The organism is Bifidobacterium sp. WCA-178-WT-4B (genome assembly GCF_009696495.1).
GTDB lineage: Bacteria > Actinomycetota > Actinomycetes > Actinomycetales > Bifidobacteriaceae > Bifidobacterium > Bifidobacterium infantis.
Genome location: NZ_VULV01000005.1, coordinates 78921 through 102703, shown reverse-complemented (window position 1 = coordinate 102703; position 23783 = coordinate 78921). Strand labels below are relative to the sequence as shown.

Annotated in this window: 24 protein-coding genes and 1 riboswitch; of the genes, 14 read left to right on the top strand and 10 right to left on the bottom strand. The window is 58.1% G+C overall.

What is annotated here, in order from left to right; translation table 11 throughout:
• Positions 1–21 precede the first annotated feature (21 nt).
• The 3 genes from FYJ31_RS05335 (at position 22) to menA (ending at position 3211) form a co-directional block, all read left to right on the top strand.
• Positions 22–654, top strand: coding sequence for a response regulator transcription factor (locus FYJ31_RS05335; RefSeq protein WP_195839448.1), 633 nt, complete (start codon positions 22–24; stop codon positions 652–654).
• Positions 647–1942 carry a sensor histidine kinase gene (locus tag FYJ31_RS05330; protein WP_195839447.1) on the top strand — a complete coding sequence of 432 codons (1296 nt, stop codon included), beginning with the start codon at positions 647–649 and terminating at the stop codon, positions 1940–1942. The genes FYJ31_RS05335 and FYJ31_RS05330 overlap by 8 nt, the downstream gene beginning before the upstream one ends.
• 177 nt (positions 1943–2119) lie before the next feature.
• Complete coding sequence (gene menA / locus FYJ31_RS05325) at positions 2120–3211, top strand: 1,4-dihydroxy-2-naphthoate octaprenyltransferase (RefSeq protein WP_442778610.1); 1092 nt, start codon at positions 2120–2122, stop codon at positions 3209–3211.
• A gap of 210 nt (positions 3212–3421) precedes the next feature.
• Here the strand turns inward: menA and FYJ31_RS05320 are convergent, their stop codons facing one another.
• Positions 3422–3952 carry a hypothetical protein gene (locus FYJ31_RS05320; RefSeq protein WP_154536181.1) on the bottom strand — a complete coding sequence of 177 codons (531 nt, stop codon included), beginning with the start codon at positions 3950–3952 and terminating at the stop codon, positions 3422–3424.
• Positions 3953–4059: 107 nt separating this feature from the next.
• Between FYJ31_RS05320 and FYJ31_RS05315 the strand changes: the two genes are divergently transcribed.
• The 3 genes from FYJ31_RS05315 (at position 4060) to FYJ31_RS05305 (ending at position 6826) form a co-directional block, all read left to right on the top strand.
• Positions 4060–4740 (top strand): response regulator, encoded by a 681-nt coding sequence (locus tag FYJ31_RS05315; RefSeq protein WP_154536180.1) that lies wholly within the window; start codon positions 4060–4062, stop codon positions 4738–4740.
• Positions 4733–5932 carry a hypothetical protein gene (locus FYJ31_RS12760; protein WP_229773857.1) on the top strand — a complete coding sequence of 400 codons (1200 nt, stop codon included), beginning with the start codon at positions 4733–4735 and terminating at the stop codon, positions 5930–5932. The genes FYJ31_RS05315 and FYJ31_RS12760 overlap by 8 nt, the downstream gene beginning before the upstream one ends.
• A gap of 153 nt (positions 5933–6085) precedes the next feature.
• Positions 6086–6826, top strand: a complete 741-nt coding sequence (locus FYJ31_RS05305; RefSeq protein ID WP_007052347.1) for a phosphoglyceromutase — start codon at positions 6086–6088, stop codon at positions 6824–6826.
• 377 nt (positions 6827–7203) lie between these two features.
• Here the strand turns inward: FYJ31_RS05305 and phoU are convergent, their stop codons facing one another.
• Positions 7204–7878: a phosphate signaling complex protein PhoU gene (phoU, locus tag FYJ31_RS05300; protein ID WP_012578414.1), complete on the bottom strand. Its 675-nt coding sequence runs from the start codon at positions 7876–7878 to the stop codon at positions 7204–7206.
• A 190-nt stretch (positions 7879–8068) separates the two neighbouring features.
• Here phoU and FYJ31_RS05295 point away from each other — a divergent pair, with 190 nt between their 5' ends.
• Positions 8069–9262 (top strand): sensor histidine kinase, encoded by a 1194-nt coding sequence (locus FYJ31_RS05295; protein ID WP_154536179.1) that lies wholly within the window; start codon positions 8069–8071, stop codon positions 9260–9262.
• A 6-nt stretch (positions 9263–9268) separates the two neighbouring features.
• On the opposite strand, the gene FYJ31_RS05290 is transcribed toward FYJ31_RS05295, so the two are convergent.
• Together FYJ31_RS05290 and serC are read right to left on the bottom strand one after the other, a co-directional pair.
• Entirely contained in the window at positions 9269–9523 is a 255-nt protein-coding gene (locus tag FYJ31_RS05290) for a DUF2530 domain-containing protein (RefSeq protein WP_013141263.1), read from the bottom strand.
• Positions 9524–9653: 130 nt separating this feature from the next.
• Positions 9654–10796, bottom strand: a complete 1143-nt coding sequence (serC, locus tag FYJ31_RS05285) for a phosphoserine transaminase (RefSeq protein WP_154536178.1) — start codon at positions 10794–10796, stop codon at positions 9654–9656.
• Between the two features lie 404 nt (positions 10797–11200).
• On the opposite strand from serC, the gene FYJ31_RS05280 reads away from it, so the two are divergent.
• The 4 genes from FYJ31_RS05280 to FYJ31_RS05265 all read left to right on the top strand — a co-directional run bounded on the left by FYJ31_RS05280 (position 11201) and on the right by FYJ31_RS05265 (position 15216).
• The gene (locus tag FYJ31_RS05280; RefSeq protein ID WP_154536177.1) at positions 11201–12157 is read left to right on the top strand and encodes a CHAP domain-containing protein; all 957 of its coding nucleotides are present in this window, start codon (positions 11201–11203) and stop codon (positions 12155–12157) included.
• Between the two features lie 212 nt (positions 12158–12369).
• Positions 12370–13116, top strand: coding sequence for an NlpC/P60 family protein (locus tag FYJ31_RS05275; RefSeq protein ID WP_154536176.1), 747 nt, complete (start codon positions 12370–12372; stop codon positions 13114–13116).
• Positions 13117–13270: 154 nt separating this feature from the next.
• Positions 13271–14008: a C40 family peptidase gene (locus FYJ31_RS05270; RefSeq protein WP_032745427.1), complete on the top strand. Its 738-nt coding sequence runs from the start codon at positions 13271–13273 to the stop codon at positions 14006–14008.
• Between the two features lie 170 nt (positions 14009–14178).
• Complete coding sequence (locus FYJ31_RS05265) at positions 14179–15216, top strand: universal stress protein (protein ID WP_032745426.1); 1038 nt, start codon at positions 14179–14181, stop codon at positions 15214–15216.
• Between the two features lie 101 nt (positions 15217–15317).
• Here FYJ31_RS05265 and FYJ31_RS05260 read toward each other — a convergent pair whose 3' ends face one another.
• A complete protein-coding gene (locus FYJ31_RS05260; RefSeq protein WP_007052358.1) occupies positions 15318–15731 on the bottom strand; it encodes an OsmC family protein in 414 nt (137 codons plus the stop codon).
• 199 nt (positions 15732–15930) lie between these two features.
• Here FYJ31_RS05260 and FYJ31_RS05255 point away from each other — a divergent pair, with 199 nt between their 5' ends.
• From FYJ31_RS05255 to FYJ31_RS05245, 3 genes are all read left to right on the top strand, one after another.
• Positions 15931–16731 (top strand): thymidylate synthase, encoded by an 801-nt coding sequence (locus FYJ31_RS05255; RefSeq protein ID WP_077323863.1) that lies wholly within the window; start codon positions 15931–15933, stop codon positions 16729–16731.
• 109 nt (positions 16732–16840) lie between these two features.
• Positions 16841–17503, top strand: coding sequence for a dihydrofolate reductase (locus FYJ31_RS05250; RefSeq protein ID WP_154536175.1), 663 nt, complete (start codon positions 16841–16843; stop codon positions 17501–17503).
• A 123-nt stretch (positions 17504–17626) separates the two neighbouring features.
• A complete protein-coding gene (locus tag FYJ31_RS05245) occupies positions 17627–18145 on the top strand; it encodes a low molecular weight protein-tyrosine-phosphatase (protein WP_154536174.1) in 519 nt (172 codons plus the stop codon).
• 161 nt (positions 18146–18306) lie between these two features.
• Here the strand turns inward: FYJ31_RS05245 and FYJ31_RS05240 are convergent, their stop codons facing one another.
• From FYJ31_RS05240 to rpoZ, 5 genes are all read right to left on the bottom strand, one after another.
• Entirely contained in the window at positions 18307–18942 is a 636-nt protein-coding gene (locus FYJ31_RS05240; protein ID WP_012578404.1) for an ABC transporter ATP-binding protein, read from the bottom strand.
• 12 nt (positions 18943–18954) lie between these two features.
• A complete protein-coding gene (locus FYJ31_RS05235; protein ID WP_154536173.1) occupies positions 18955–20178 on the bottom strand; it encodes an ABC transporter permease in 1224 nt (407 codons plus the stop codon).
• Complete coding sequence (locus FYJ31_RS05230; RefSeq protein ID WP_154536172.1) at positions 20175–21542, bottom strand: ABC transporter permease; 1368 nt, start codon at positions 21540–21542, stop codon at positions 20175–20177. The genes FYJ31_RS05235 and FYJ31_RS05230 overlap by 4 nt, the downstream gene beginning before the upstream one ends.
• Before the next feature lie 315 nt (positions 21543–21857).
• Positions 21858–23078, bottom strand: coding sequence for a methionine adenosyltransferase (gene metK / locus FYJ31_RS05225; RefSeq protein ID WP_032745419.1), 1221 nt, complete (start codon positions 23076–23078; stop codon positions 21858–21860).
• A riboswitch (SAM riboswitch) is annotated at positions 23074–23133 on the bottom strand. It overlaps the preceding gene by 5 nt.
• A 222-nt stretch (positions 23134–23355) precedes the next feature.
• Positions 23356–23640, bottom strand: a complete 285-nt coding sequence (gene rpoZ / locus FYJ31_RS05220) for a DNA-directed RNA polymerase subunit omega (RefSeq protein ID WP_012578400.1) — start codon at positions 23638–23640, stop codon at positions 23356–23358.
• Positions 23641–23783: the final 143 nt, after the last annotated feature.

Below are 23783 nucleotides of genomic sequence, written 5' to 3'. Positions count from 1 at the left end.
CTCGACAATGATGATTTGACGTTGGCCGCGTTGCGTACATGGTTGCGCAATAATCTGTTGGGGGCTGAAGTGGCGTGGACTACCGATGACGCCGGACGCGCAGCGTCCGCAGCCTTGTCCGATCGCACGCGCCCCGACATTCTGATCACGGACATGTCGCTGAACGGGCTTTCCGGGGAATGGGTTATCCGCTCGATCAGGGAACGTACCGCCAAAACTCCTATCCTGGCAATTACTTCTTTCCCTTTGGAGGTGTATGCCGAATCGGCGGCCCGTGCCGGAGCGCAGGGCATCATCGCCAAACGTGATTTGAACGCAATCTGCAACGCCATCAGCGTCGTATTGCAGAACCGCACGTGGACTCATGGCGTTGAAAGCGATGTTGCCGAGCTGTTCCTTCCGGCTACGGAGGCCCATCGACGCGCCATGCACGGCGATGAGGGGCGGAAGCCTCGATTGACGGAGCGTGAAGAGGCCGTGATCGGATTGTTTACGCGGGGTCTTACTTCCAAGCAGGTTGCTGATCATCTGGGGTTGACGGAGAATACGGTCAAAACGTATTCCCATCGTATTTTTGCGAAACTTGGCGCTTCCAATCGAGGCCAGGCCATAGCCATATGGATGGCTGATGGAACGAGTGGAAATAATGCTTGAGCGGAAGTCCGAAGAGCATTCGTCGGAAACGGAACAGGGCGATGCATCATCCGACGAATTCGATGCCATCTGGTCCGATCTGATATCATCCGCACGCTCGTCCATGACCATGATGGCGGTAGCGGTGCCGTTGCTGCTGTGCGCGGCGGGCTGTCTGGTGCTATGGAATCTCACCCATAACGATATCTGGGTTGGTTACCTGTGGATCTGCGTTATGATGATGGTGACATATAGCGTATATGTTCAGTGGTCGTCGGCGCGAGGATTCTTGGCTGCGATGAGAAGGGAATCTCGCGGTGCGGCCAAGGCTCCTGGCGGCGTGGAGGACGCGCGTCCCCCACGTAACGATCGGTTGTTCGGCATTGTCGCCGTGATTGTCCCTCTTGTGCTGGTGATCGGCGCATCTTGCATCCACGTGATTGGTCTGGAACCCGAATTCGTCATCGGGGTCAATATCGCGGCGGCGGTGCTGTATGCCTTGTATATCGCGTGGTTCGCCCTGACTTTGGTTGTGCGTGAGGTGAGGCGGATCGTCGCCGATCGGAATCGACGTGTGGATGAGCTCGCCGAGCGTGTGAGGCTTGTCGAACGGGATAATCGCATTGCCAGTCGCATCCATGATTCCGTTACGGGAGAACTGTCGTACATCGCTTTTCTTGCGCAGAACAAACTGCAGGAATCCGCCGCCGATGGTTCGAGGCAGGCGGCTGATTGGAATCGCGTCAACGATACGGCGCAACGCGCGTTGGATGAGATGCATGCGGTGATTGATCTGCTGCGACATGAGGATACCGGTGCCACCGATGCCGGGAATGAAGGTGATGGGTGGACTGCCGGGCAAGTGGGTTCGAAGATTCGGAAGCGTACAACGGATTCTCCGGCTGAACGGATGCGGACCATGATGGCCCAGGGCGATGAGCGCATGAACAGTCTTCGTTTGTATGGGGAATCGAGATTGGATGGCGAGTTCCCTGCCGGCATGGGCTGTGAGGATCCTGCTTGCAAGGAGGTCTTCAATCTGATTGCCGAACTCTATGCCAATATCGCCAAGCATGCGGATCCTGCGCAGCCATATGGCGTATTCGTCACCGTTGCCGCCGAGTCGGTGACGGTCATGCAATACGATTCATGCAAGGAACGTGAAGGTCTGGAGCCTTCGCGGCGAGGGCTGAAGCTGCATCATTCGATCATCGAATCGATGGGCGGGGTGCTGAACGCCAGTTTTGAGGATGGACAATGGACCTTATATGCTCAAATCCCCTTCGGCTCCGTGCACCCGAGCGGGTGACGGCTCCATTGCGCTTGATGTCCGCCTGTGCTGTGATTCTCCGGGAACTCGGTCGGAACCCATACCGGGCGTGCCGTGGCGAAGTCCGACGTTGGAACGCGCAGCCGGGCGATCGCCATGTGGCTCACCCGACAATGGTGGTGTCAGGAAAGCGCAACCGCACGTAGAATGGCGCTCATGCACATATCGACTTGGATTCGCGGCGCTCGCCCGAAGACGTTGCCGTTGTCGGTCGCTCCGGTGATCATCGGGGCCTCGTTGTCATGGCCGGACGTGTCCGGATACTCGCGTGGCGGTGATGCATGGCATGATCCGTGCCCGTTCTTCGGTGGGCAGCATGATCTGGGGGAGATGCGATTCGGCTCGTTGGCCGGCGAATGCCAGCGCTCCGCAGGCTGGTTCGTGCTGGTGGCGGTGCTGTGCGGCTGCGTGGCGCTGTTCCTGCAAATCGCCGCGAATTTTGCGAACGACTATTCCGACGGCGTGCGTGGCACCGACGAGGGACGTGCCGTCGATACGGCGCGATCGTTTGCGGAAGCACCGTCCACGGAACCGGATTCGGCATCGGGAACGCTTCCGTCATCGCGGCGTCGGCAGGGTCCCGCCCGGCTTGTCGCATCCGGCGTGAGTCCCAAGAAGGTGCTGGCCGCGGCCGGAATCAACGCGCTGATCGCCTGCCTGTGCGGTCTGGCCGTCATCGCGTTGACCGGCTATTGGTGGTTCATTCTGGTCGGCATCGCATGTCTGGCGGCCGGCTGGTTCTATGTTGGTGGGAAACATCCCTACGGCTACCACTATTTTGGTGAGGTTTTCGTATACATTTTCTTTGGATTGGTTGCCACTTGTGGCACCATGTTCGCGTTGTCTGGCAATATTTCGGCGAGTGGACTGCTTGGCGGTTCAGCTGCGGGATTGGTCGCGGTTGCTGTGCTGTGCGTCAACAATCTGCGTGACATCGAATCTGACCGCAATCACGGAAAACATACGTGGATGACTGCAATGGGGCTGCGAAACGGCACTATCTTCACTATCGTAATCCTGATTATTTCGGCATTGCTTGCGTTGCACCATCTGTTGCAATCGTCGATATATGCAACCAGTAGCATTCCGCTGATCGTAATAATCGCAGTTATTGCCATACTGTGCGCGGCGCAAATTGCCGCATTATGCGCAATCGCAAGAAAAACCTACCGCAAAGCACTACCGCTCTGTACACTTGCCTCGCTGGCGCTCGCCCTGGTCTACGTGACTTCGTCGATATTGGTTTAGGCGGTGAAATGCCGGGGGCAGCGGATGGCGGGTCGGAAAACAACGATTCCAGCCCGCCGCCACTATTTGTTGTCATGCAGGAAGGCCAAGGTCTCCGAAGCGAGGAACGATATGATTGCAAAGTCGTATTGCCTGCTTATCGACAAAACGATCCCCAGCGCAAAGAGTGACCACACTGCAATCGTCTTCCAGATTCTCATATGTGCTTAATTAAGCGAAGCATTGTTTCTTGATGCCATCGATTCCGAGCAGTTCCGCAGCTAGGGCAGATGCGGCTCCGCCGAGAGCATGTAACTTCTCATAGCTGAAGGATGCTCCGGCTATAATTTTAACCGCTTCCACAACGCCTATTTTTGTAACAGTTTGTGCGGTTGCGTTATCCATTCCTACGTATCGACAGGCACTGTAGATGACTTGTTCTTCTGTACCCGTGAAATGATCGATGGCAGCAAGGAATCCGCTGAGCCCTGTGTATTTTCCAATTGCTTTTCGTGCCGAGGCTGGAAGTTTATTCCAGACCTTGAGCACGCTCTTTGCAACAGCAGAGAGTCCGATTCGGCTTTCTCCTGAGTAGGTTTCAGCATTTTGAGACTGGAGGTCTGAGTATGAAGAGGTCGTATGGGCCGTATAGATCGGCGCAATATCTTCAGCCATTGCAGATTCAGTCCCCACCAGGAGACTGCTGCCGCCGATGATAACAGTGATGAGAACTGCTGTTAATTTCTTTTTGTTATTTCCCATAATTTCTTTCCTTTCATGAACCAAGATAGATCGATGATCGGTGTCAGATATCGTTTTGTCACCTTTTTTCGCGACATGGCTGGCCTGAAAGGCGAAAAAGGTGTTGTATGGTAGCCATGGAAGACGTATTGAAGTTGGGAATCGTCGACAACGATGAATTGACGATTGGTGCGCTGACCGCGTATCTACGTAGACATGAACCCGCCATTCGGATTGCTTGGACCGTGACGGCGGGGAGGAAAGCGATCGAACTCTGTCTGAATGAAAAGAAACGTCCGGATGTGCTTCTTGCTGACATGTCTTTGTCTGATATGGAAGGTGTTGAAGTTGTGCGCCGGATTCGCTTGCGAACGCCATTGATGCCAATACTGGCTATTACGTCGTTTCCCATGGAAGTATATGCTCCGTCCGTTTCGAATGCCGGTGCGCAAGGCATCATCGCGAAGCGTGATCTGAAAAGTGTGGTCCGGGCCATTCATGCGATACATGAGGGAGGGATATGGAATAAAACCGGTCTGGAATGCGCGTTCCATACTTGCGAGCAGGCGCACGCTTTGCTGAATGATGCCACCGACGAGCCATGCGATGTTGCCTCGCTTACCGTCAGAGAAGCGCAGATTTTGCAGCTGTATGCTCAAGGTCACACTTCTGTGCATGTGTCTGAAGAGCTAGATATCTCCGTAAACACCGTTAAAACGCTGACGACCCGCATGCTTCGTAAATTAGGTGCGGCGAGTCGCGGTCAGGCCATTGCCATTTGGCTAGATGGGGGAACGAATTTTGCGTGACTTTGATAATGAGCTGGAGAAACTGTTGCATGAGACGCAGGGAGATGTTGCGTCCGTCAAGTCTTTTCTGATAAAGGCATTGCCGTTGGTGTCTGGTTTCTTTCTTGCAGCTTACATGTATCGGCAAGATGCTGATCCCTTCTGGTTAATGGTGTCGCTGCTGCTTCTTGTGGTGACCGTAGGGTATTTGATTCTTTCAATCATGCATGATGTGGTTCTTGCTTTACATAAGGGGAAGACGCATCGGGACGTATCCGCAAAAGTTTGGCACCGTATGATTATCTCCATGGAGAAAGTGGCTGATAACGACCTGCTCGCACTCTTTTTCGTAATTATCATTCCAGTGGCGATATTACTTCTGCTGAAGGTTGGGGACAGCTATTTACGAGATCAGGTGGTACTGCGATGGCTGCAAAGTTTTGTCTGCTTGATATATCTCACATATTTAGCGATAGTTGTATTCGTTCAGGCGCATCGTGCGCTATTACTTGTTATGAAGGCACGAAATGTGCAAATGCGCCAAATTGAAGAGCGAATGGCCATTATGCGCAAGAATGATGCGATTGCCAGCAGGACACATGACACGGTTAGTAGCGGATTGTCGTTCATTGCATTCACTGCGCAAAAAAACATTGAGGATGGCGCAGCTCCGCAGCGTGATTGGAATGATGTGAATGAAGCGGCGATGAACACATTGGATAATGTGCATAAGGTCATTAGGCTTCTTGCTGCAGGGCCGGTTCCCCAAACGGATGACTTGTCGAAATCGTCTTCGCCTGACGGATGGCATATGTTTGTGGATGCGTGTGCCTTAGGAGATGTTCGTTTGCGTAAACTCGGATTTGGCGGAACATCGAAAGTGGCAGCTGGAACAGCTTGTGTTTCAGCTGACGTGACAGCTCGGATATCGGGGTTGATTACCGAGATCTACACCAATATCAGTAGATATGCGGATAAAAACGTTCCGTATCTTCTGACTATCGAAGAAAAAAATGATGAGGTAATCATCACGCAGGCCAATGGCATTGCAAATCTGACGGTCGATAATTCCGAAGATCGTGGTTCAAGGGGATCCGGGAATGGTCTGCGGATGCATGCCCAATGGATTGACAGTATCGGAGGTGTGCTCAACACCAGCAAAGAGGATGGCGAATGGATTCTTTATGCGAGTATTCCAGTAAGTCGGGAATGATGAATGGGATACCGTTATGTTTGCCCTGATGGTCTTGTTTCCGTAGCTGAACGCAGATGGTTGTGCAACGGAATGTGAGATGTTGCATAAACATAACTCGAATAATCGAGAAAACACTCGTCTTTGGGTGTGCGAGGCGGTAGACTGAACCGTATGACCTACAAACTAGTACTGCTCCGTCATGGACAGAGCGCATGGAATAAAACCAATCAGTTCACCGGCTGGGTCGACGTTCCGCTGACCGAACAGGGTGAAGCCGAAGCCAAGCGTGGCGGCGAGCTGCTCAAGGAGAAGAACGTCCTTCCGGACATTGTGTTCACCTCCCTGCTGCGTCGCGCTATCAACACCGCCAACATCGCTCTGGATGCCGCAGATCGTCTGTGGATCCCGGTTCAGCGTGACTGGCGTCTCAACGAGCGTCACTACGGCGCTCTGCAGGGCAAGAACAAGACCGAGATCCGCGAAGAGTACGGCGATGAAAAGTTCATGCTGTGGCGCCGTTCTTACGCCACCCCGCCGCCCGAGATCGACCCGAACGACCAGTACGCCCAGAACAACGACCCGCGCTACGCCGGCGATCCGGTTCCGGAAGCCGAGTGCCTGGCCAACGTTGTTGAGCGTGTGAAGCCGTACTTCGAGTCCGCTATCGAGCCGGAGCTCAAGGCCGGAAAGACCGTGCTGATTGCTGCCCACGGCAACTCCCTCCGCGCCATCGTCAAGATGCTGGACAACCTGTCTGAGGAAGAGATCGCCAAGGTCAACATCCCGACCGCCATCCCGCTGCTTTATGAGCTGGACGAGAACTTCAAGCCGATCAAGCCGCGTGGCGAGTACCTGGACCCGGAGGCTGCTGCTGCCGGTGCCGCTGCTGTCGCCGCTCAGGGCCAGAAGTGAGCCTAAGCCGCTAACACGGTACAAGTTGTAAGGGGAGTCGCACATATCGTGCGGCTCCCCTTTGCTATGCCTGCCAAATCCCCATGGGGCGGTGATCACCCCATGGGGCGGTAAAACCCCCATGGGGCGGTAAAACCCTCATGGGGCGGTATGCCAGAATGGCTTAATTCCGCGGTTTCACATATCCTTCAAACCGCCCCATGGGCAAGTTACCGCCCTATGGGTGTTTTGCCGCCCCATGGATACGCCGGTGTACCGCCCAAAAGCAACAAAAAACGGCGTCCAGCCGTAGCCAGATCGCCGCTTTCGGGCATCCTCCTCAAACCATAGGAGGACAAGTGTTCAGTTATTCGCCCAATGTGAGGACAGGCCACCAATCAGTCGATGTCGGTGCCTTCATCGCGGGCCGGTTCCTTGGTGGGGTCGAAACCGGAGACGATGTACACCACACGGCGGGCGGCGGACACGGCGTGATCGCCGAGGCGCTCCAGGAAACGGCCCAGCAGCACGATGTCCACGGTCTGCTGGCGGGTGATGTCATCGGACAGCGCCAGATCGAAGGTCTGGTGGTGCAGGTTGTCCAGCTTGTCGTCGGCCAGGATGATGGCCTCGGCGGTCTTGGCATCGCGATCGGAGAGCATAGCCACCAGCTGGTCAGCGGTGTTGTCCAGGAAGTCGATCATCTCGGCGAACACCGGCTGAGCGGATTCAGGAATCGCGGCGGCGGGGTAGGTGCGGCGAGCGGCCTCGGCCACGTGGCGGGCAAGATCGCCCATACGCTCGAACGTGGAAGCCAGACGCATGGTGGAGACGACCACACGCAGATCGGTGGCCACCGGGTTCTGCTTGGCGAGAAGCTTGACGCACTGGTCGATCACGGAGGACTCCAGGGCGTCGATCTCGATGTCGCCGTCAATCACAGTCTGTGCAGCCTCAATGTCCTGGTTCAGCAGGGCTTCCCCGGCGCCGTTGATCGCCTTGCGCACGTCCTGCGCCATACGGTCGAGGTCATCGGCAACCTGCTTCAGCTCCTCGTTGAAAATAACGCGCATTTCTCTAGCCTTTCATGCTTGCTTACTGCAACCTGTACCAGTGTATTATTCCAGTACTTGCTCCCCACTTCAACGTAGGTAATGGCAACCTCAAGTTGTTCTACTGTTCATTGGGTTGTTCACCTGAAATTCATGTTACCGGCGTGCCGGGAAACCGCAATCCCAGCGTGTGGTGTGAAAGAATGGGGGCATGACACAGATGCCGCTCGTCGCCGCGATTGCTCTTATTGTCGCGGCTGTTTTATTTGTGGTGGGAATCATCACGCTCATCGTGGGATTTGCGACACATCGAGTGTACGTGGAATCGCCGCTGGCCGATGATGACGATAATGACGATCTGTCCGACGACACTGCCACGCTGCTGTCCATGCTGCCGGGTGCGTCCGTGGTGGTCGACGAGCACGACGAGGTGGTCCGCTGCAATCCCGCCGCCTACCGCCTGGGTGTGGTGTCGGATGACGCCATTGCCCAGCAGCAGGTGCTGGATGCCATTCACGAGGCGCGCAAGTCCGGTGGCAAGCGCCAGTTCGACTTGACCACCGATACTCCGGAGCGGTACGTCGTGGCCCAGAACAAGGGCGATCACGTCGCCACGCAGTCCGTCCACCGCCCCAACTGGCTGAAGGTGACTGTGGGGCGTATCAACGAGCAGTTCGTTATCGTGTTGATTACCGATGTCAGTGACGTGATTCGTTTCGCTCAAGTGCGTGACTCGTTTATTACCAATGTGTCCGAGCAATTGTTGGGCCCCACCGAAGCTTTGGCCAAACTCGCCGATTCGCTGGAGTCCGGCAATCTGGACGAACAGCAGGTGGCTGCCGATGCCCGCCAGGTGCGTTCCAGCTGCAGCAAGCTCAACCATATGGTGTCCGATTTGCTACTGCTCATACGCGCACAGGAGCCGATTACGCCGTCTTCCGCCAACCGACTGAACGTTATGGAACAGCTCAGGGCCACGGTGGCGCGACTGGAGCCGCAGGCGGCCGCGGCTGGCGTGCAGCTGAACATCAAGGGCGACGATGATCTAGTCATCAATGGTGAGGCGGACCAGATCGACGGTGCCGTGACCAAGCTCATCGAAAACGCCATCGGCTATTCCAAGGAAAATGGCGTGGTCAGCGTGTCCGCATCCAAAGACAAGGATGGCGACCGTGCGGTGATTCGCGTAATCGACCAAGGCACGGGCATCGCTAAGAAGGATCAGGCGCGCATCTTCGAGCGGTTCTATCGGGGTGCGGAACAGAGCAGTCACACGGCGGAGGGTGTGGGACTGGGCCTGGCCATCGTCAAGCATGTGGCGCTGACCCATCATGGCGATGTGACTGTATGGAGCGCGCCCGGGCAAGGCAGTACGTTCAGCCTGACGTTGCCGTTGGCGCAGTGAACTTTATTACTGTCCGAGGCGGCGGTAGTCCCAGCGGTCGAAGTATTCCCAAATCAGCAGTAGCAAGCCAATAATGACACCGGCCACGCACATAATCACCAACGGCATTACGCTGTAGCCCACGGCCAGCAGAATCAGCACGACAATCAACGCCACAATCCATAGACCGGTACCGATGGCAAACACCTTACGCAGGTCCACCCGTACGGGCTTGGGTGCGGGCTTGCGGACGGCAGGGTCAATGAGAGGCGCGAACTTCATACTCATGCACTGTAGTAAGAGTAGGGAGGGGCGTCAAACACCTCTCCCTACGATTTATTCAATCGGTATCAGTTGAGACCGATCAATGTGCATGGCATATATGGTCGGCCATGCGCGGCATAGACCTCCATCACAGGTGCTCGACCACATAGTCGACGCACTTGGTGAAGGCCATGACATCAGCCGGCTCCACCGAGGGGAACACGCCAACGCGCAGCTGATTGCGGCCCAGCTTGCGGTAGCCGGCGGCGTCCACGATGTCGTTCTCGCGCAGGATGGACAGTATCTGGGAGGCCTGGACGCGCTCGTCCAGATCAATGGTGACCACGGCGTTCGAGCGGGCGTCCGCATCGACGACGAACGGAGCGGCGTATTCGGAGCGCTCGGCCCACGAGTACAGGATGGATGCGGACTTGGCGCAACGCGTGGTGGCCCAGGCGAGGCCGCCGTTGTTGTTGAGCCAGCGAATCTGGTTTTCCATCATGATCAGGGTGGCCACGGCGGGCGTATTCAGGGTCTGATCCTTGCGGGAGTTGTTCAGTGCCGTGGTCAGCGAGAGGAACGGCGGCACCCAGCGATGTGCGCCTTCCAGATGAGCGCTTGATTCGACGCCTGCCGCACGATCGATAGCTTCGGGGGAGAGGATGGCGACCCACAGACCGCCATCGGCACCGAAGGCCTTCTGCGGTGAGAAGTAGTAGACGTCGGTCTGGCTGATGTCCACAGGCAAAGCGCCGGCTGCGCTGGTGCCGTCGATGACGGTCAAGGCACCGGCTTCACGACTTCCGGCCACGCGGCGAATCGGGGCGGCCACACCAGTGGAGGTCTCGTTGTGAGCCCAGCAATATGTGTCCACGCCCTCGGTGAGCTCAGGCAGACGGTAAGTGCCCGGCTCGCCGGGGAACAGCACCGGGTCTTCAAGGAAGGGTGCGTTCGCGGCGGACGCGGCGAACTTGGCACTGAACGAGCCATACGTGCCGAAGGCGGCGCGACGGGTGATCAGCGAAGCGCAGGCAATCTCCCAGAATGCGCTGGCGCCACCGTTGCCAAGCGCCACCTCATACCCTTCAGACAGGTGGAAGAACTCGCGCAGACCTTCACGAATCGAAGCGACCAGTTGCTTGACTGGTGCCTGGCGATGTGATGTGCCAAGCAGGGTGGTGGCGCCGGCATCGAGCGCGGCGATCTGTTCGGGGCGGATTTTGCTGGGACCGGAGCCGAAGCGACCATCTTCGGGCTTCAGCGACTCGGGAATACTCAGTGTGATAGTCATGGTTTCAAGGGTAGACCAGTGTTGGGGAATATCGCGGATAATGCTCGGTGTGCGGGATTACTGCGGGGCTACTGCGGAATTCCGGGGTGCCGGGCGGCAGTGGTGGCAATGCGGAATGCAATGCGGAATGCAGTGCAGAATGTACGCAGCACATCATGGCTACGGTGTGTCGGAATGACATGAGTTAGTGATTCTTCCGATAACCGGATAGTGAGGTTCGTGAACGGGCGGAAACAAGGCAGTCTTTCACCCTGCCGCACGGTTACGTAAATCGTTTGACACACCCAGATGGCGGGGAATCGCATTGAGGATTGACCTCTGTTTGTTGTACAGTACTCAATCGTGACGGTCATACGAGGTCATCGCAATGACCCCGCCGAACCCATCCAAGGAGTTAACGTAGTATGAAGCATGCTTCGCATAAAGCGACCACGGTCTCGCGCCAGAAGTTCAGCTTAGCGAAGGCACTGTTTGCCTCCGGCAAGGGTTCTCATTCCGTTCGTGCCGTGCGCGCGGTGCAATCCGCTGGCAGCGACGCCGTTGTTTTGGGGCTTGATCCGGCCATTGCCGAGAAGATCAATGAAATCGCTCCCCAGACTCGTCGTTCCATTCGTGAGGCCGCTCGTGCCGCTGAACACCGTAGCCATATTCTTGCCTCGGCCTCACTGGCCGCTCTGGTCGGCACGGCCGCAGGTGCTCTCGCATTTTCCAACAATAAAGACGCCACGAACTCGTTCGTGGCCGATCCGGCCACGACGACCACGCAGATTAAGCGCATCAGCGATGTGACTGCGGCTTCTCGTTCCGAAGCACGTACTGATCTGAGTTCATCCTCCGTTACCGCACAGTCCACCAATGAAGGCGGTTGGGGGCTGAGCAAATCAGACAGCACCTTGGACGCCAAGCTGATGAATCGCAATAATGCGAACAATCCTGTGGTGTCGGCTCTCATGGATGCCGATGGCGATGCTGTGCCGGCTGGCTTCAACCCGAACCATGCCGTTGGCACCAACTCCAACAACTATCCGTGGGGTCAGTGCACGTGGTACGCGTACCAGCGTCGTGCCGAACTGGGACTGCCTTCCAGCGGCAACTTCGGCAATGGTGGCGAGTGGGCGGCGTCAGCTTCCGCTCTGGGCTATTGGGTGGACAACACTCCTCGCCATGTCGGTGATGCTGTGGTGTTCGCTCCTGGCCAGGCCAATGCCGATGGCACGTACGGCCATGTTGCCGTTCTGGAAAAGATCAATGCCGACGGCTCCATTGAGATCTCCGAATCCAATGCCAAGGGATTGGGCGTGATTTCGACCCGTACGTTCAGCGCCGCCGAAGCCGGTAAGCTCCAGTACGTCCACTACTGATTCATTTCATTGGCTTACATTCGATGATTACTGTTCGGATGTGACGTCGCCCTATCGGCAATCGTTCGCGCGAAATGACATTTCAAGTGTTGCGGCCGCGTATTAGTCCGAACTGACCTATGCCGACACGCCGATATATCCCAATAGCTCCGGGGTGTTTTATTTCTTCCATCCTGTACGAGTTAATGCGCACCGTGTAGGGTGATGGTTCTATGAAGACTAAAACTGTAGCTTCTTCCATTGTTGCCGCGATTGTCTCCTGTGCCTGCTTGTTTATGTTTGTTCCTACAGCAACTGCAGCTGAGGGTGTTACTGTGACTTCCACCAAGTCCTTCCCCTCGTATACCCAGGTGCGCAAAGATCTGACGACTGAAGCCACTGCCACGAGCGTTGAGGACAATGCTGATTGGGGTGGCATTGAGAACCTCGATGTGCCGCAAACGGAATCTCAGGCGGAAAAGGATGCCGCAGCGGCCAAGAAGGTTGCCGAAGAGGAGGCCAAGAAGCAGGCGGAGGCCGAGGCTCAGGCGACTCGGGATCAGGCCAACGCCGCGAGCCGTAATGAGTCTCGCTCTTCTGTTACTTATTCCGATGCCAGTGGTTCGGTTTCCGCTGGTGCCGCTGCTTCCGTTGACCGTGCCTACTCGTTGATCGGACAGAGCATGGACTGCACCGCATTGGTCAGTCAAGCGTTGGCGGCCCGTGGCATTAACTTCCACGGTTGGCCTGAAGAGTACGTCAATGTTCCTGGTGGCCACGTAGTTACAGACGGGTCCCTGCAGCCGGGCGATATTCTGATTTATGCCAACACCGGTGGATGGAACGGTGGTGCACACTACGATCATGTGGCGTTGTATGTCGGCAACGGTCAGGCGGTCCATGGTGGATGGAATGGCCATAGCGTGGCTCTCGCTAGTGCCATGACCGAAAAGCTCACCATCGTGGTGCGTATCCCGTGATGTAGTCTTATTGATTGATATATTGCAGGCCTCGGATGCCAATCGGTACCCGAGGCCTGTTGCGTTCTCCTGCCGAGTGATACACCCGCGACATCATCTTCGAAATGATATTCCTGTTATAAAATCGACCCATGTGTGCTAAGGTAAGGCGCTGATGACGAACGTTAAGAATATTATTTCCACATCAGTGGCGGTTATCGCCACGGGTGCTATGTTTGCATGCGTAGCCCCGTTTGCCTCTGCCGATTCCGCGCAGACGAGTGCTGTGGTGTCCTCACGTTCTTTCCCGAAGGCGAGTTCGGTGAAGAAGAATCTGTTCGCCGAATCCACCTCCACTTCGGTTGACGAGAACTCTAAATGGGGTGGCATTGAGACTCTTGATGTGCCACAGACCGAGTCTCAGGCCGAGAAGGAAGCTGCTGCTGCGGCGGCGGCTCAGAAAGCCGCTGATGAAGCTGCTGCAGCCCAGTCCGCTGCTGCTGCGGCAGCCAGCCGCTCTGAACAGCGTGCGTCGATTCCACAGGTTGACTTGGGTAAGATGACTGGCACTGGCGCTGAGCTTGCTAGCTTCTCGCTGAAGTTCCAAGGCTATCCGTATGTTGCCGGCGGCAACACTCCGGCAGGATGGGATTGCTCTGGTTTTGTACAGTACGTCTTCTCCCAGTTTGGCATCTCCCTGCCGCGAACCTCTGGTGCTCAAGCCACTGTGGGTACTCCGATCGCAAGCTTGGCGGATGCCAAGCCGGGTGACATTCTTGCGAATGGTACTCATGCGGCCATTTACATCGGTAACGGACAGGTGATGAATGCTATGAACCCGGTGCAGGGAACGGCAGTAAGCGGCGTTTCCGTATTCGGTGGAGCTGGATATTCCATTCGCCGCGTGATGTGACAAGAATTATGCGGTAAGCGAATTCGTATTAAGGCACGTCCTTTGGGATGTGCCTTTTTTCGTATACACGAATATCTTTTTGAGCGGAGGATACCGGTCAAACCGAGTGTCGCGGGGTATTGTTGGAGATACGCGGTATTGGTGCCGCGGATACCTTCAAGGAGGTCGTCATGATTAACGACAAGGCCATTCTCGTCGGCGTGGACGGGTCGCATGCCAGTTACAAGGCAACATGGTGGGCCGCGAATTATGCAAAGCACGCGGGGCTGACGCTGCAGATTGTCTGCGCATATTCCCTGCCGAGCTATGCCGCCGTTTCGTTCGATGCCACCTATACGGCGATGGGGGACGATAACGCCGCACATTCCGATGCTCAGGAGATTCTGTCCAAGGCCAAGGCCATCGCAGACGAGCAGGGCGTCGAAGCCGCCACACTGATTGTTACCGGAGATCCGGCATCGGTGTTCGTCGAATTGTCGCGTAACTACAATCTGATCGTCATCGGCAACCGTGGCAAGGGCGGTCTGGCCGAGCGTCTGCTGGGCACCACGTCCTCGTCGCTGCCGGCATACGCCTACTGCCCGATTGTGGTGGTGCCGTACACCGATGATGACGGTAACCTGATGCACCTGAACAACACAATCACCAAGGTGGCTGTCGGCTCCGACGAATCCAAGTGGGGTCTGAAGGCACTGGATATTGCCGCCGACTTCGCCACGTGCTGGGGTGCGGAACTGGACGTGATTTCCGCTGTGCCGAACATGAAGGGCGTGGATGGCGAGGACGCCGTCATGGAGTCCTACAAGGACGATCTTGAGGTGCGTATCAAGCCGTTGCAGGAATCGCATCCTGATCTGAAGATCAACAAGCGGATCGTTTCCGGCCCGGCCGTCAGCGCACTGACCAAGGCCAGCTATGATCACGATGTGGTTGTTGTCGGTTCCCGTGGTCGTGGCGGCTTCACTGGCTTGCTGCTGGGCTCCACCAGCCAGGGACTGCTGCAGCATGCGGCCGGCCCGGTGTACGTGGTGCCGCGCAAGTACGTTGAGGCCGCGGAATCGCGTCTCGACACCGTGCCGAGCTCGCCCGCCGAGATACCCACCAAGTCCTTGGAGGATATCGCCGGCGTCGAAGAGGTACCGGTGCCTGCGGCCGAACCTGAGGTCGCGCGGCAAATCGAGAAGACCATCGATCCCGACAAGCACTAGACTCCGGACGCGATGGGTCCTGCGACGGGGCGTCGCCAAGACGGCCGGGGGAAGGGACGCGGTGCGGCCGCCGTCCCTTCCCCCGGCCTTGCTGTGTTTCCCTAGTGCTTGACAGTGACGTTCATGCGCACCGGGGTCTCCTGCACGTAGGTGTGCTTGACCGTGCACCCCTTGTCGATATGGCGGGTGACGCGCTCTTTGAGCTTGTCGGCATCCTCCTCGGACAGCCCGGCGTCGGAAGCATCAATCACCACCTGCTCCTCGAAACCGGTGTAGGCGTCGTTCTCAGGGTCGTACGTGCCATCCACCACAATCTTGGCACCCTTGCCCTCACCTAGCGTATGTTCGATGGCGAACTGGCTGGACAGCGCGGCGCAACCGGCCAGCGCGACCTTCATCAGATCGCCCGGCGTGAACTGGCCGCGATCCTTGCCGAACTTAATGTGCGCGCCATCGTCGCTGAACGCATCCCACGAACCGTCCTTGTTGCGTTCAACCCACAGTCGCTTACCCATAGCTGCTCCTTTATTTTCAGCCGCCGACGATCTGGCCCATCGCCATGCCAGCGGGGGAGCGCGGCACCTGGCCGCTCTCCCGCATCATTGGACTTCTCTATTATGCCCCTAAGCTACACTGGTGCACATGGCTTTGACCGAAGAACAACTCGCAGATATTCGCTCCCGTATCCCCGCACGTCCCGAAACGGACATTCCGATGCCCTATGAGGACCTGGTGCGCAAGATCCTGACTGAAGGCACGCTGAAGTCCGATCGCACCGGCACCGGCACGATTTCCCTGTTCGGCCAGCAGATGCGCTTTGACCTGTCGAAGTACTTCCCGTTGCTGACAACCAAGACCGTGTTCTTCAAAGGCCTGGCCTATGAGCTGCTGTGGTTTTTGAAGGGTTCCTCCAACATCAACTGGCTGCTGGAGCACAACGTGCATATTTGGGATGAGTGGGCGGACGAGAACGGCGATCTGGGCCCGGTCTATGGCGTGCAGTGGCGTTCCTGGCCCGCGCCGACCCCCGAGGACCCGAATCGCACCATCGACCAGATCTTCAATGTGCTCGACCTCATCAAGCATCATCCGGATTCGCGCCGCATGATCGTCTCCGCGTGGAATCCAGCCGAGGTGGAGAAGATGGCGTTGCCGCCCTGCCACGCGCTCTTCCAGTTCTACGTGGCCGACGGCAAGCTAAGCTGCCAGCTGTACCAGCGTTCCTGTGACATGTTCCTCGGCGTGCCATTCAACATCGCCTCCTACTCGCTGCTCACCATGATGATGGCGCAGCAGACCGGGCTCAAGCCGGGCGAATTCGTCTGGACCGGCGGCGACTGCCATGTTTACGACAACCACGTCGACCAGTTCCTTGAGCAGCTGGGCCGCAAGCCCTACCCGTACCCGACCATCGAGATCCGTAAGGCCGATTCTCTGTTCGACTACCAGTATGAGGACTTCAAGGTCGTCGGCTACCAGCATCACCCCACTATTAAGGCACCTGTTGCGGTCTGATGCCGATTACCATTTCGTGGACAGCGAAGACTGTGAAGGTGACGGACCCCGAGTCTTCGCTGTCCACTACACTAAGGCCCAGTTCCGCAATCCAGGAGGAGTAAGCGAAATGGAGCATGACAGTAGCCGTAGCGGCTATCACGAACCCGAGCCCGGATCTGCCGGGCTGTCTGCCACTGAAGAAGACTGGGGTGACGATTATCCCAAGACCTTCTCGGTGAATCTTATCTGGTCCGAAGCCCGCGACAAGGAAGGTCGCGCCGGTGCCATCGGCCTCAATGGCGGCATGCCTTGGCACTGTGCCGAGGATATGAAGCATTTCAAGGAGCTGACCGTCTCCCATCCGGTGATTATGGGTCGTAAGACTTGGGAATCGCTGGAGGTCAAGTACCGGCCGCTGCCCAACCGCGACAACATCGTCGTTTCCCACGATCCGATGTACCGTGCGCCGGGGGCCACTGTGGTCACCAGTCTTGACGACGCGCTCGATATGGCCCGTCAGGAGGCGATTCCGGACGACGGTCTGGACCGTTCGGAGATTTGGATCCTCGGCGGTGCCCAGCTGTTCGCCGAGGCTTTGCCGTTCGCGGACAAAGCCTATGTGACTGATCTGGCCGCCACCGTGGATGCCGACAGCTATGCGCCCGATATGGCGTCGCTGGTCGAGGCCGGGATGTGGCGGGAAGCCGAAGTGGGCGAGTGGCATACGCCCGCCAAGGAGGAGTCCGGCATCGATTCCTATCGTTTCCGTATCTTGGCTAAAACCAAGTGAGCATGCGAATCCGGCTTATGCCCTTTATAGCGGCATGAGCCGGATTCATATTCATTCGACCCCAACAATACAGTCGGGCCGTGTGCGGCCCGTTGAAGTCCGATTGAGGATTTATTCAAAGCTATGAGCAATACCCAGCCCTACACCGTAATGACCGTCTGCACCGGCAATATCTGCCGTTCGCCTATGGGCGAGATCATTCTGCGTCACTTCTTTAATGAGCGCGGTCTTGGCGACCAGGTGAACGTGGAATCCAGTGGTGTGTCCGACGAGGAGTGGAGCCACCCGATCGACCCGCGTGCCGTGCGCGTGCTACGCGAACGTGGCTATGGTGATGAGATTCCGCGTGACCACTTCGCACACCGCATCTCACGTGAGGAAATCGACCGTACCGACCTGTTCCTGCCGATGACCGCCTCCCACATGCGCGCCCTACTGCGCATGCTGCCGTCCGGCAAGCGCGCCGAAGTGCACATGTACCGCAGCTTCGACCCGAATCTGCCCAAGCCGAAGCCCGGCCGCGAAGATCAGATCGATCTGGTGGACCCGTGGTACGGCGGCAAGCACGAGTTCGAGGTCGCCATCGACCAGATTGAGGAAGTCGTCCCGTACATCGTCGATTGGGTGGCGAAGCAGCTGTAGGAATCGGCCTGTGGCCGATGCTGTGTGTTTCGCAGTCTTACGACTGCGGGTCACCGCTTCGCGCTGCCACCTCCCTTACAAAGGGAGGTGGCAGCGCGAAGCGGGTCGCCGGGGTGCCGAAATGCCGAAGCGGTGTATGGGTGCCGCCCGGCCCAGGTGAGTCACGCCCGGATCAGTTTCTTGCTCCTGAGACGCAGCACGACATCGGCGGAGTCGGCGACGCGCTTGGAATGCGTCACCACGATCACGCATTTGCCGAGCTGATGGGCGGCGTGCTGCAGCAGATGAATCACCTCGTCGGTCATCTCCGGGTCGAGGCTGCCCGTCGGCTCGTCCGCGAGGATCGCGCGGCCCGGGGCGACCAGCGCGCGGCCGACCGCCACCCGTTGACGCTGGCCGCCCGACAGGTGCATGATGTTGCGCTTGGATTCCTCACGGCTCAAACCCAGTTCCTCGAGGATCTTCATATCGGCCTTGGCGCTGACCAGCCGCAGGTTCTCTTCGGGGGTGAGGTAGTCGATCAGGTTATGGTCCTGGAACACCAGGGACACGTGCTCCCGACGGTGCTTCGCATAGCCCGATGCGGCGATGTCCTCCCCCTCGAAGCGGACCACTCCCCGGGAGGGGGCGTCCAGGCCGGCCAGCAGCGACAGCAGCGTGCTCTTGCCGGCGCCGGACGGGCCGGTGATCGCATACATCTTCCCGGATTCAAAATCCGCGCTGACATCCGAGAGAACAAGGATCTTCGCCGCGCCGTAGGCGTAATCGACATGGTCCAGTTGCAGACAGTTAGACATGATTGGTGACTCCTAACGCATAGAGGAAAGAATGGATTTCGGGGATTTGGACAGCACGGCGGCGCATGACACGGCAAGGGCCACGGCGATGACCGCGCATCCGAGCAGCAGGATGAGCGCCGTCTGCTCGGGCGGCAAGGCCTCCACGTGCAACGATTCCAACGGCGCGACGCCCGAATCGCGCAACAGTCGGGAAGACACGTATCCCGACAGCATGGCGCCGGTGCCCAGCGAACACAGGGCGGCGACCGCCGCCATGAGTCCGGTTTCGATGGCGAGCTGTGCGACTATCCGCATCTTGTCGATGCCGAGGGCCAGAAGCGTGCCTATCTCATGGATGCGTGAGCGAATCCAGAAGACCAGCGCCATCGCCAGCACCAGTACGTCCGCGAGGCAGACGGACAGCAGCACCATGCGCACCAGATCACGCACCGTCTGCACGGATTGCAGGACGCCGGAGAGCCGGGCCGAATCGTCGGTGACGTCGTACTTGCCACCGGCCATGGTCTTGGCCCGTCCAACAGCCGCGGACAGGTCCTGCGGATTATCCGACAGGCATCGGATCATGCCGATCTGGTCGTTTCCGGTCAGAGCGGAGGTCACTCGCCTGCCCGAATAGATGAGGTTCTCGGAAGTGTCCGAGGGCAGGGGGCTTTGGGCCTGCACGTTGCCGGAGAAGATCCCGGCCACACGCACCGTGGCGTTGCGTCCCTCCTGCCGGAGACGGAATGTCGAGCCGACCGATAGGCCGTTCTGCAGCGCGAAGTCGCGGTGGACCAGCACATCGTCGCCGTCGCCCGAGATATGGCGGCCCTGCTCCAGGCGGTACAGGCCGCTCTGGAATTCCTCGGACAATGAGGAATCGGTGGTGCCCAGCACGCTGACCTGCATGGCCAGATCGGAGTCCAGCCGGGGGCCCTGCCGGGGCATGACCGGTCGCGCGCCATCCACCTGCGCCAAGGTCTTCGTCGCATAGGCGGTCTTCGTCACACCGGGGATACGCGAGAACCGGCTCGCCTCCTCGGCGCTGATGGGATTCTCGCCGGCGCTGACGGTAAACCCTATGCCCATGCCCGCGCCGATGCTGTCGGACATGGTACGCAGGGCCGTCGAGACTCCGACCTGCGCCACCAGGCTCGTGAAGACCATCAGCATCAGCAGACCGATGATGCCGCTGCGTACCGGCTTGCGCACGATCGCCAACGTGGCACGCTTCCACACATTCATGCTCATCATCGAATCTCCGACAGGTCTCGCGGCGATTTGCGCAGCATCGGCATGCACGCCACCGCGACGCACACCAGCATCACCGCCAACAGGCCGAGCGCCACGTACAGCATGGCGGTCCCATCGACCGACACCGTGAGCGAATCCAGGGTGCGCACCGACATGCTGGATTCAAGATCGCCGCCGACCTGCCCCATGCTGCTCAGCTCCTTCGCCGCGGAGGCGTTCACGGAATGGAGCGCCGTGGTGCCGAGCCATTGGGCCATTCCCTGCGCGCACAGCCAGCCGAGGACGAGGGACGGCAGACCGATCAGCATCATCTCGGCGAGGTATTGGGCGACCAGGGAGGGCTTGCCGACGCCAAGGGACACCAGTATGCCCATCTCCTGACGTCGGTCGTTCATCCACAGCAGCAGCATGAGACTGAGCACGAGCACGGCCGAGACGGTAACGCCGATCAGGGCGCCGCGCATCATGGAGCGCACGCCGCGGGCGGCATGCAGCATGCTCGACGAATACTGGTCGTTGCGCGTGATCTGATAGTTGTTCCAATCCACCGGGAGTTTCTTTGCGGCGTCCATGGTCTTCTCCACGTCAACGCCTTTGGACAGCACGAAGGTGGCGTCCTGGTATATTTCCTTGCCGTTCTTGTACTGGTACAGATCGCGTGTGGTATCCAGATCGGTGTAGATGGTGTTGGCGGTGAGTTCCGCTCGGCTGGATACCTTTCTGGCGCTGTCGCCCTTGAATATGCCCACGATGGTGGTCTTGACGGTCGCCGTCGAATGTGATTCGTTGTCGGCGTCGTAGGCGTTGGCCTTGAGCGTGAGTGTGTCTCCGACTTTGAGCCCGTTGGCTTTGGCGAGATCCTCATGGATCATCGACGTGTACTTGTCGGAGGCCTTCAGATGCCGTCCTTCGGCCATGCCGAGCGTGCGCGACGTGAACACGTTGAGTTTCGACGAATCATTCGTGCCTATGACGTTGGCGGCGTTGCCGAACTGCTGCTCCTTGGTCGCATCGTAATCATCGCCGCCGGGGACCTTCGCCACATTCGCCCCCACGAGATCGGCGGTGGCGTTCTGACGGACCATATACGAATCGACCCCGGGCAGTTGGGCGATCCTGCGCACGTCGGCGGGACGCACCATGCCACCTCCACGAGGCGTGAGCATGCTGCCCTGCAGGTTGCTGGCCAGCACGAACCCGCCGACCGCTTCCTTCTCGATTCGTCCGGCGGCCTGTTGAGCTGCCCGAGAAACCGCGATCGTGGATAGCATACTCGCCGTTATGATGGTCAATACTATAAGGAGCACTATGGTTCGCACTCGTTTTCTGAGCACATAGCGCACCGACCGTGCAACGAACGTCATCAATACCTCCTGTGGGCCTTGGGCTTTTCGCCCAAAATGCGAAACATGCCGCGTTTCGCCGGTTGGTTAGCCGCGACAATACATGATGCACCTCAAGATACGGGGAGAGATACGCCTTGGGCGAAAAACGGAACAGCGGCGAATGTCGGTTATTCTGGATTTTGGTCCATCTCGGGCCGCGTCGATGCGTCGGCCCGAGAGGAATCAGCGCTCGCGCCTCACCTTCGAGGCGGCGAATACGAGGAGCGGCACGTCATAGTGGATTGCACGGAAAGCCCCCTATTCTCATGGTCTCCCTGCCCTAATTAGAACACCTCACTCCGCAGCAATCGCGGCCTTGAGCTCCTCGACCTTGTCGGTCTTTTCCCACGGGAACTCGACGTCGGTACGTCCGAAGTGGCCATACGCGGCGGTCTTCAAGTAGATCGGGCGCTTCAGGTCGAGCTCGTCGATGATGGCGGCGGGGCGCAGGTCGAAGACCTTGCGTACGGCGGCGGTGATCTGGCCGCGCGTCACGCCTTGCTCGGTGCCGAAGGTCTCCACGTTGACGGACACCGGGTCGGCAACGCCAATAGCGTAGGCGATTTGGATCTCGACTTTGTGGGCCAGGCCGGCAGCCACGATGTTCTTCGCAACCCAACGGGTGGCGTACGCGGCGGAACGATCGACCTTGGACGGGTCCTTGCCGGAGAACGCGCCACCGCCGTGGTGGGCAGCGCCACCGTAGGTGTCGACGATGATCTTGCGGCCGGTCAGACCGGCGTCGGCCGCCGGGCCGCCCAGGATGAACGAACCGGTCGGGTTGACCAGCTGGCGGTAGTTGTCATGCGGCACCTTGGAACCCAGCACCTCATCAAGCACCGGGTCAATCACGTGCTTCTTCAGCTCAACAGCAAGCCAATCCTGCGTAACCTCAGGATCATGCTGGGTGGAGATCAGAACGGTGTCCAGACGAACGGGCTTATCGTTATCGTCATACTCAATGGTTACCTGGGTCTTGCCGTCCGGGCGCAGGTGCGGCACTTCACCGGACTTGCGCACCTCGGTCAGACGGAAGGCGAGACGATGTGCCAAGTAGATCGGAAGCGGCATCAGCGTCGGGGTCTCGTCGGTGGCGTAGCCGAACATCACGCCCTGATCGCCGGCACCCTGTGCTTCGTAACGTTCTTCGCGGCTGGCGGCGGTCTCCTGATCGCCAGTCAGACGGGCAACGCCCTGGTTGATTTCGGCGCTCTGCTCGGTGATGGCCACGACCACGCCGCAGGAATCGGCGTCAAGGCCGACTTCGGAAGAGGTATAGCCGATGTTGCGCAGGGTTTCGCGGACCTTGGACTGCACGTCGCAGTACCCCTTGGACGTGACTTCGCCGAAGACCAGGAACACGCCGGTGGCGGCGGAGGTCTCCACGGCCACATGGCTGGACGGATCCTGGGCCAGCAGATCATCAAGAATGGCGTCGGAGATTTGATCGCAGACCTTGTCAGGGTGGCCTTCGGTCACAGATTCGGCGGAGATAAGCCGATGTTCTTCTGTCATATCATCCCTTTCTTCAGGACTTATCGCCCCGCGGGATGCGAGGCACAATGATACGGTGTCAATTTTTACTTGTCACTGCGGAAGCGGGCATAAATAAAGGCCCGTGCCAACCAGCGCGGTGGCTCGAGCCTTACGTCTTGTTCGCTCCTGATGATGAGTTATAGCTGATTGCGATAACTCAGGCAAGCGTGTCGCTCAAAATCAGTTGTGAGAGAACTCTCAAACCATCATTCGGCGACGAACTGTCCAAACAATCCAAACGAATTGTCGGAATCGATCAGTTGCCTTCGTTGGCGTCGTCCTCGCCCAAGGTCTCCTCAAGCAGACCCTCGTCGATCTCGCGGAAGGCGATGGACAGAGGCTTCTCGTTGTTCTGGTATTCGACCAGCGGGCCGACGTTCTGCAGCAGGCCCTCGTTGAGCTGCGTGAAGTAGGAGTTGATCTGGCGTGCGCGCTTGGCGGCGAAAATGGCCAGCGCGTACTTGGAATCGGCGTGCTTCATCAGGTCGTCGATCGGCGGGTTCGCAAGACCGTCGGGTGTCGGGTCAGTACCAAAAGCCATTGTTCTTATCTCCAAACATTGGAAAATCTATCTCAGCCGAAGCAAGTGTAGCCGTTTGGGGGGACTTCTGTCAGCCCTATACCGGACTCTCGCCAGAGGAATGTATTCCAAAAAATATGTGTAAGAAACGTTACGTTTTTGCC

Coding starts and splice junctions, on each gene's coding strand:
- FYJ31_RS05330 (WP_195839447.1), top strand. CDS start 647: ATGCTTGAGCGGAAGTCCGAAGAGCATTCGTCGGAAACGGAACAGGGC.
- menA (WP_442778610.1), top strand. CDS start 2,120: ATGCACATATCGACTTGGATTCGCGGCGCTCGCCCGAAGACGTTGCCG.
- FYJ31_RS05320 (WP_154536181.1), bottom strand. CDS start 3,952: ATGGGAAATAACAAAAAGAAATTAACAGCAGTTCTCATCACTGTTATC.
- FYJ31_RS05315 (WP_154536180.1), top strand. CDS start 4,060: ATGGTAGCCATGGAAGACGTATTGAAGTTGGGAATCGTCGACAACGAT.
- FYJ31_RS05305 (WP_007052347.1), top strand. CDS start 6,086: ATGACCTACAAACTAGTACTGCTCCGTCATGGACAGAGCGCATGGAAT.
- phoU (WP_012578414.1), bottom strand. CDS start 7,878: ATGCGCGTTATTTTCAACGAGGAGCTGAAGCAGGTTGCCGATGACCTC.
- FYJ31_RS05295 (WP_154536179.1), top strand. CDS start 8,069: ATGACACAGATGCCGCTCGTCGCCGCGATTGCTCTTATTGTCGCGGCT.
- FYJ31_RS05290 (WP_013141263.1), bottom strand. CDS start 9,523: ATGAAGTTCGCGCCTCTCATTGACCCTGCCGTCCGCAAGCCCGCACCC.
- serC (WP_154536178.1), bottom strand. CDS start 10,796: ATGACTATCACACTGAGTATTCCCGAGTCGCTGAAGCCCGAAGATGGT.
- FYJ31_RS05280 (WP_154536177.1), top strand. CDS start 11,201: ATGAAGCATGCTTCGCATAAAGCGACCACGGTCTCGCGCCAGAAGTTC.
- FYJ31_RS05275 (WP_154536176.1), top strand. CDS start 12,370: ATGAAGACTAAAACTGTAGCTTCTTCCATTGTTGCCGCGATTGTCTCC.
- FYJ31_RS05270 (WP_032745427.1), top strand. CDS start 13,271: ATGACGAACGTTAAGAATATTATTTCCACATCAGTGGCGGTTATCGCC.
- FYJ31_RS05265 (WP_032745426.1), top strand. CDS start 14,179: ATGATTAACGACAAGGCCATTCTCGTCGGCGTGGACGGGTCGCATGCC.
- FYJ31_RS05260 (WP_007052358.1), bottom strand. CDS start 15,731: ATGGGTAAGCGACTGTGGGTTGAACGCAACAAGGACGGTTCGTGGGAT.
- FYJ31_RS05255 (WP_077323863.1), top strand. CDS start 15,931: ATGCCCTATGAGGACCTGGTGCGCAAGATCCTGACTGAAGGCACGCTG.
- FYJ31_RS05250 (WP_154536175.1), top strand. CDS start 16,841: ATGGAGCATGACAGTAGCCGTAGCGGCTATCACGAACCCGAGCCCGGA.
- FYJ31_RS05245 (WP_154536174.1), top strand. CDS start 17,627: ATGAGCAATACCCAGCCCTACACCGTAATGACCGTCTGCACCGGCAAT.
- FYJ31_RS05240 (WP_012578404.1), bottom strand. CDS start 18,942: ATGTCTAACTGTCTGCAACTGGACCATGTCGATTACGCCTACGGCGCG.
- FYJ31_RS05235 (WP_154536173.1), bottom strand. CDS start 20,178: ATGATGAGCATGAATGTGTGGAAGCGTGCCACGTTGGCGATCGTGCGC.
- FYJ31_RS05230 (WP_154536172.1), bottom strand. CDS start 21,542: ATGACGTTCGTTGCACGGTCGGTGCGCTATGTGCTCAGAAAACGAGTG.
- metK (WP_032745419.1), bottom strand. CDS start 23,078: ATGACAGAAGAACATCGGCTTATCTCCGCCGAATCTGTGACCGAAGGC.
- rpoZ (WP_012578400.1), bottom strand. CDS start 23,640: ATGGCTTTTGGTACTGACCCGACACCCGACGGTCTTGCGAACCCGCCG.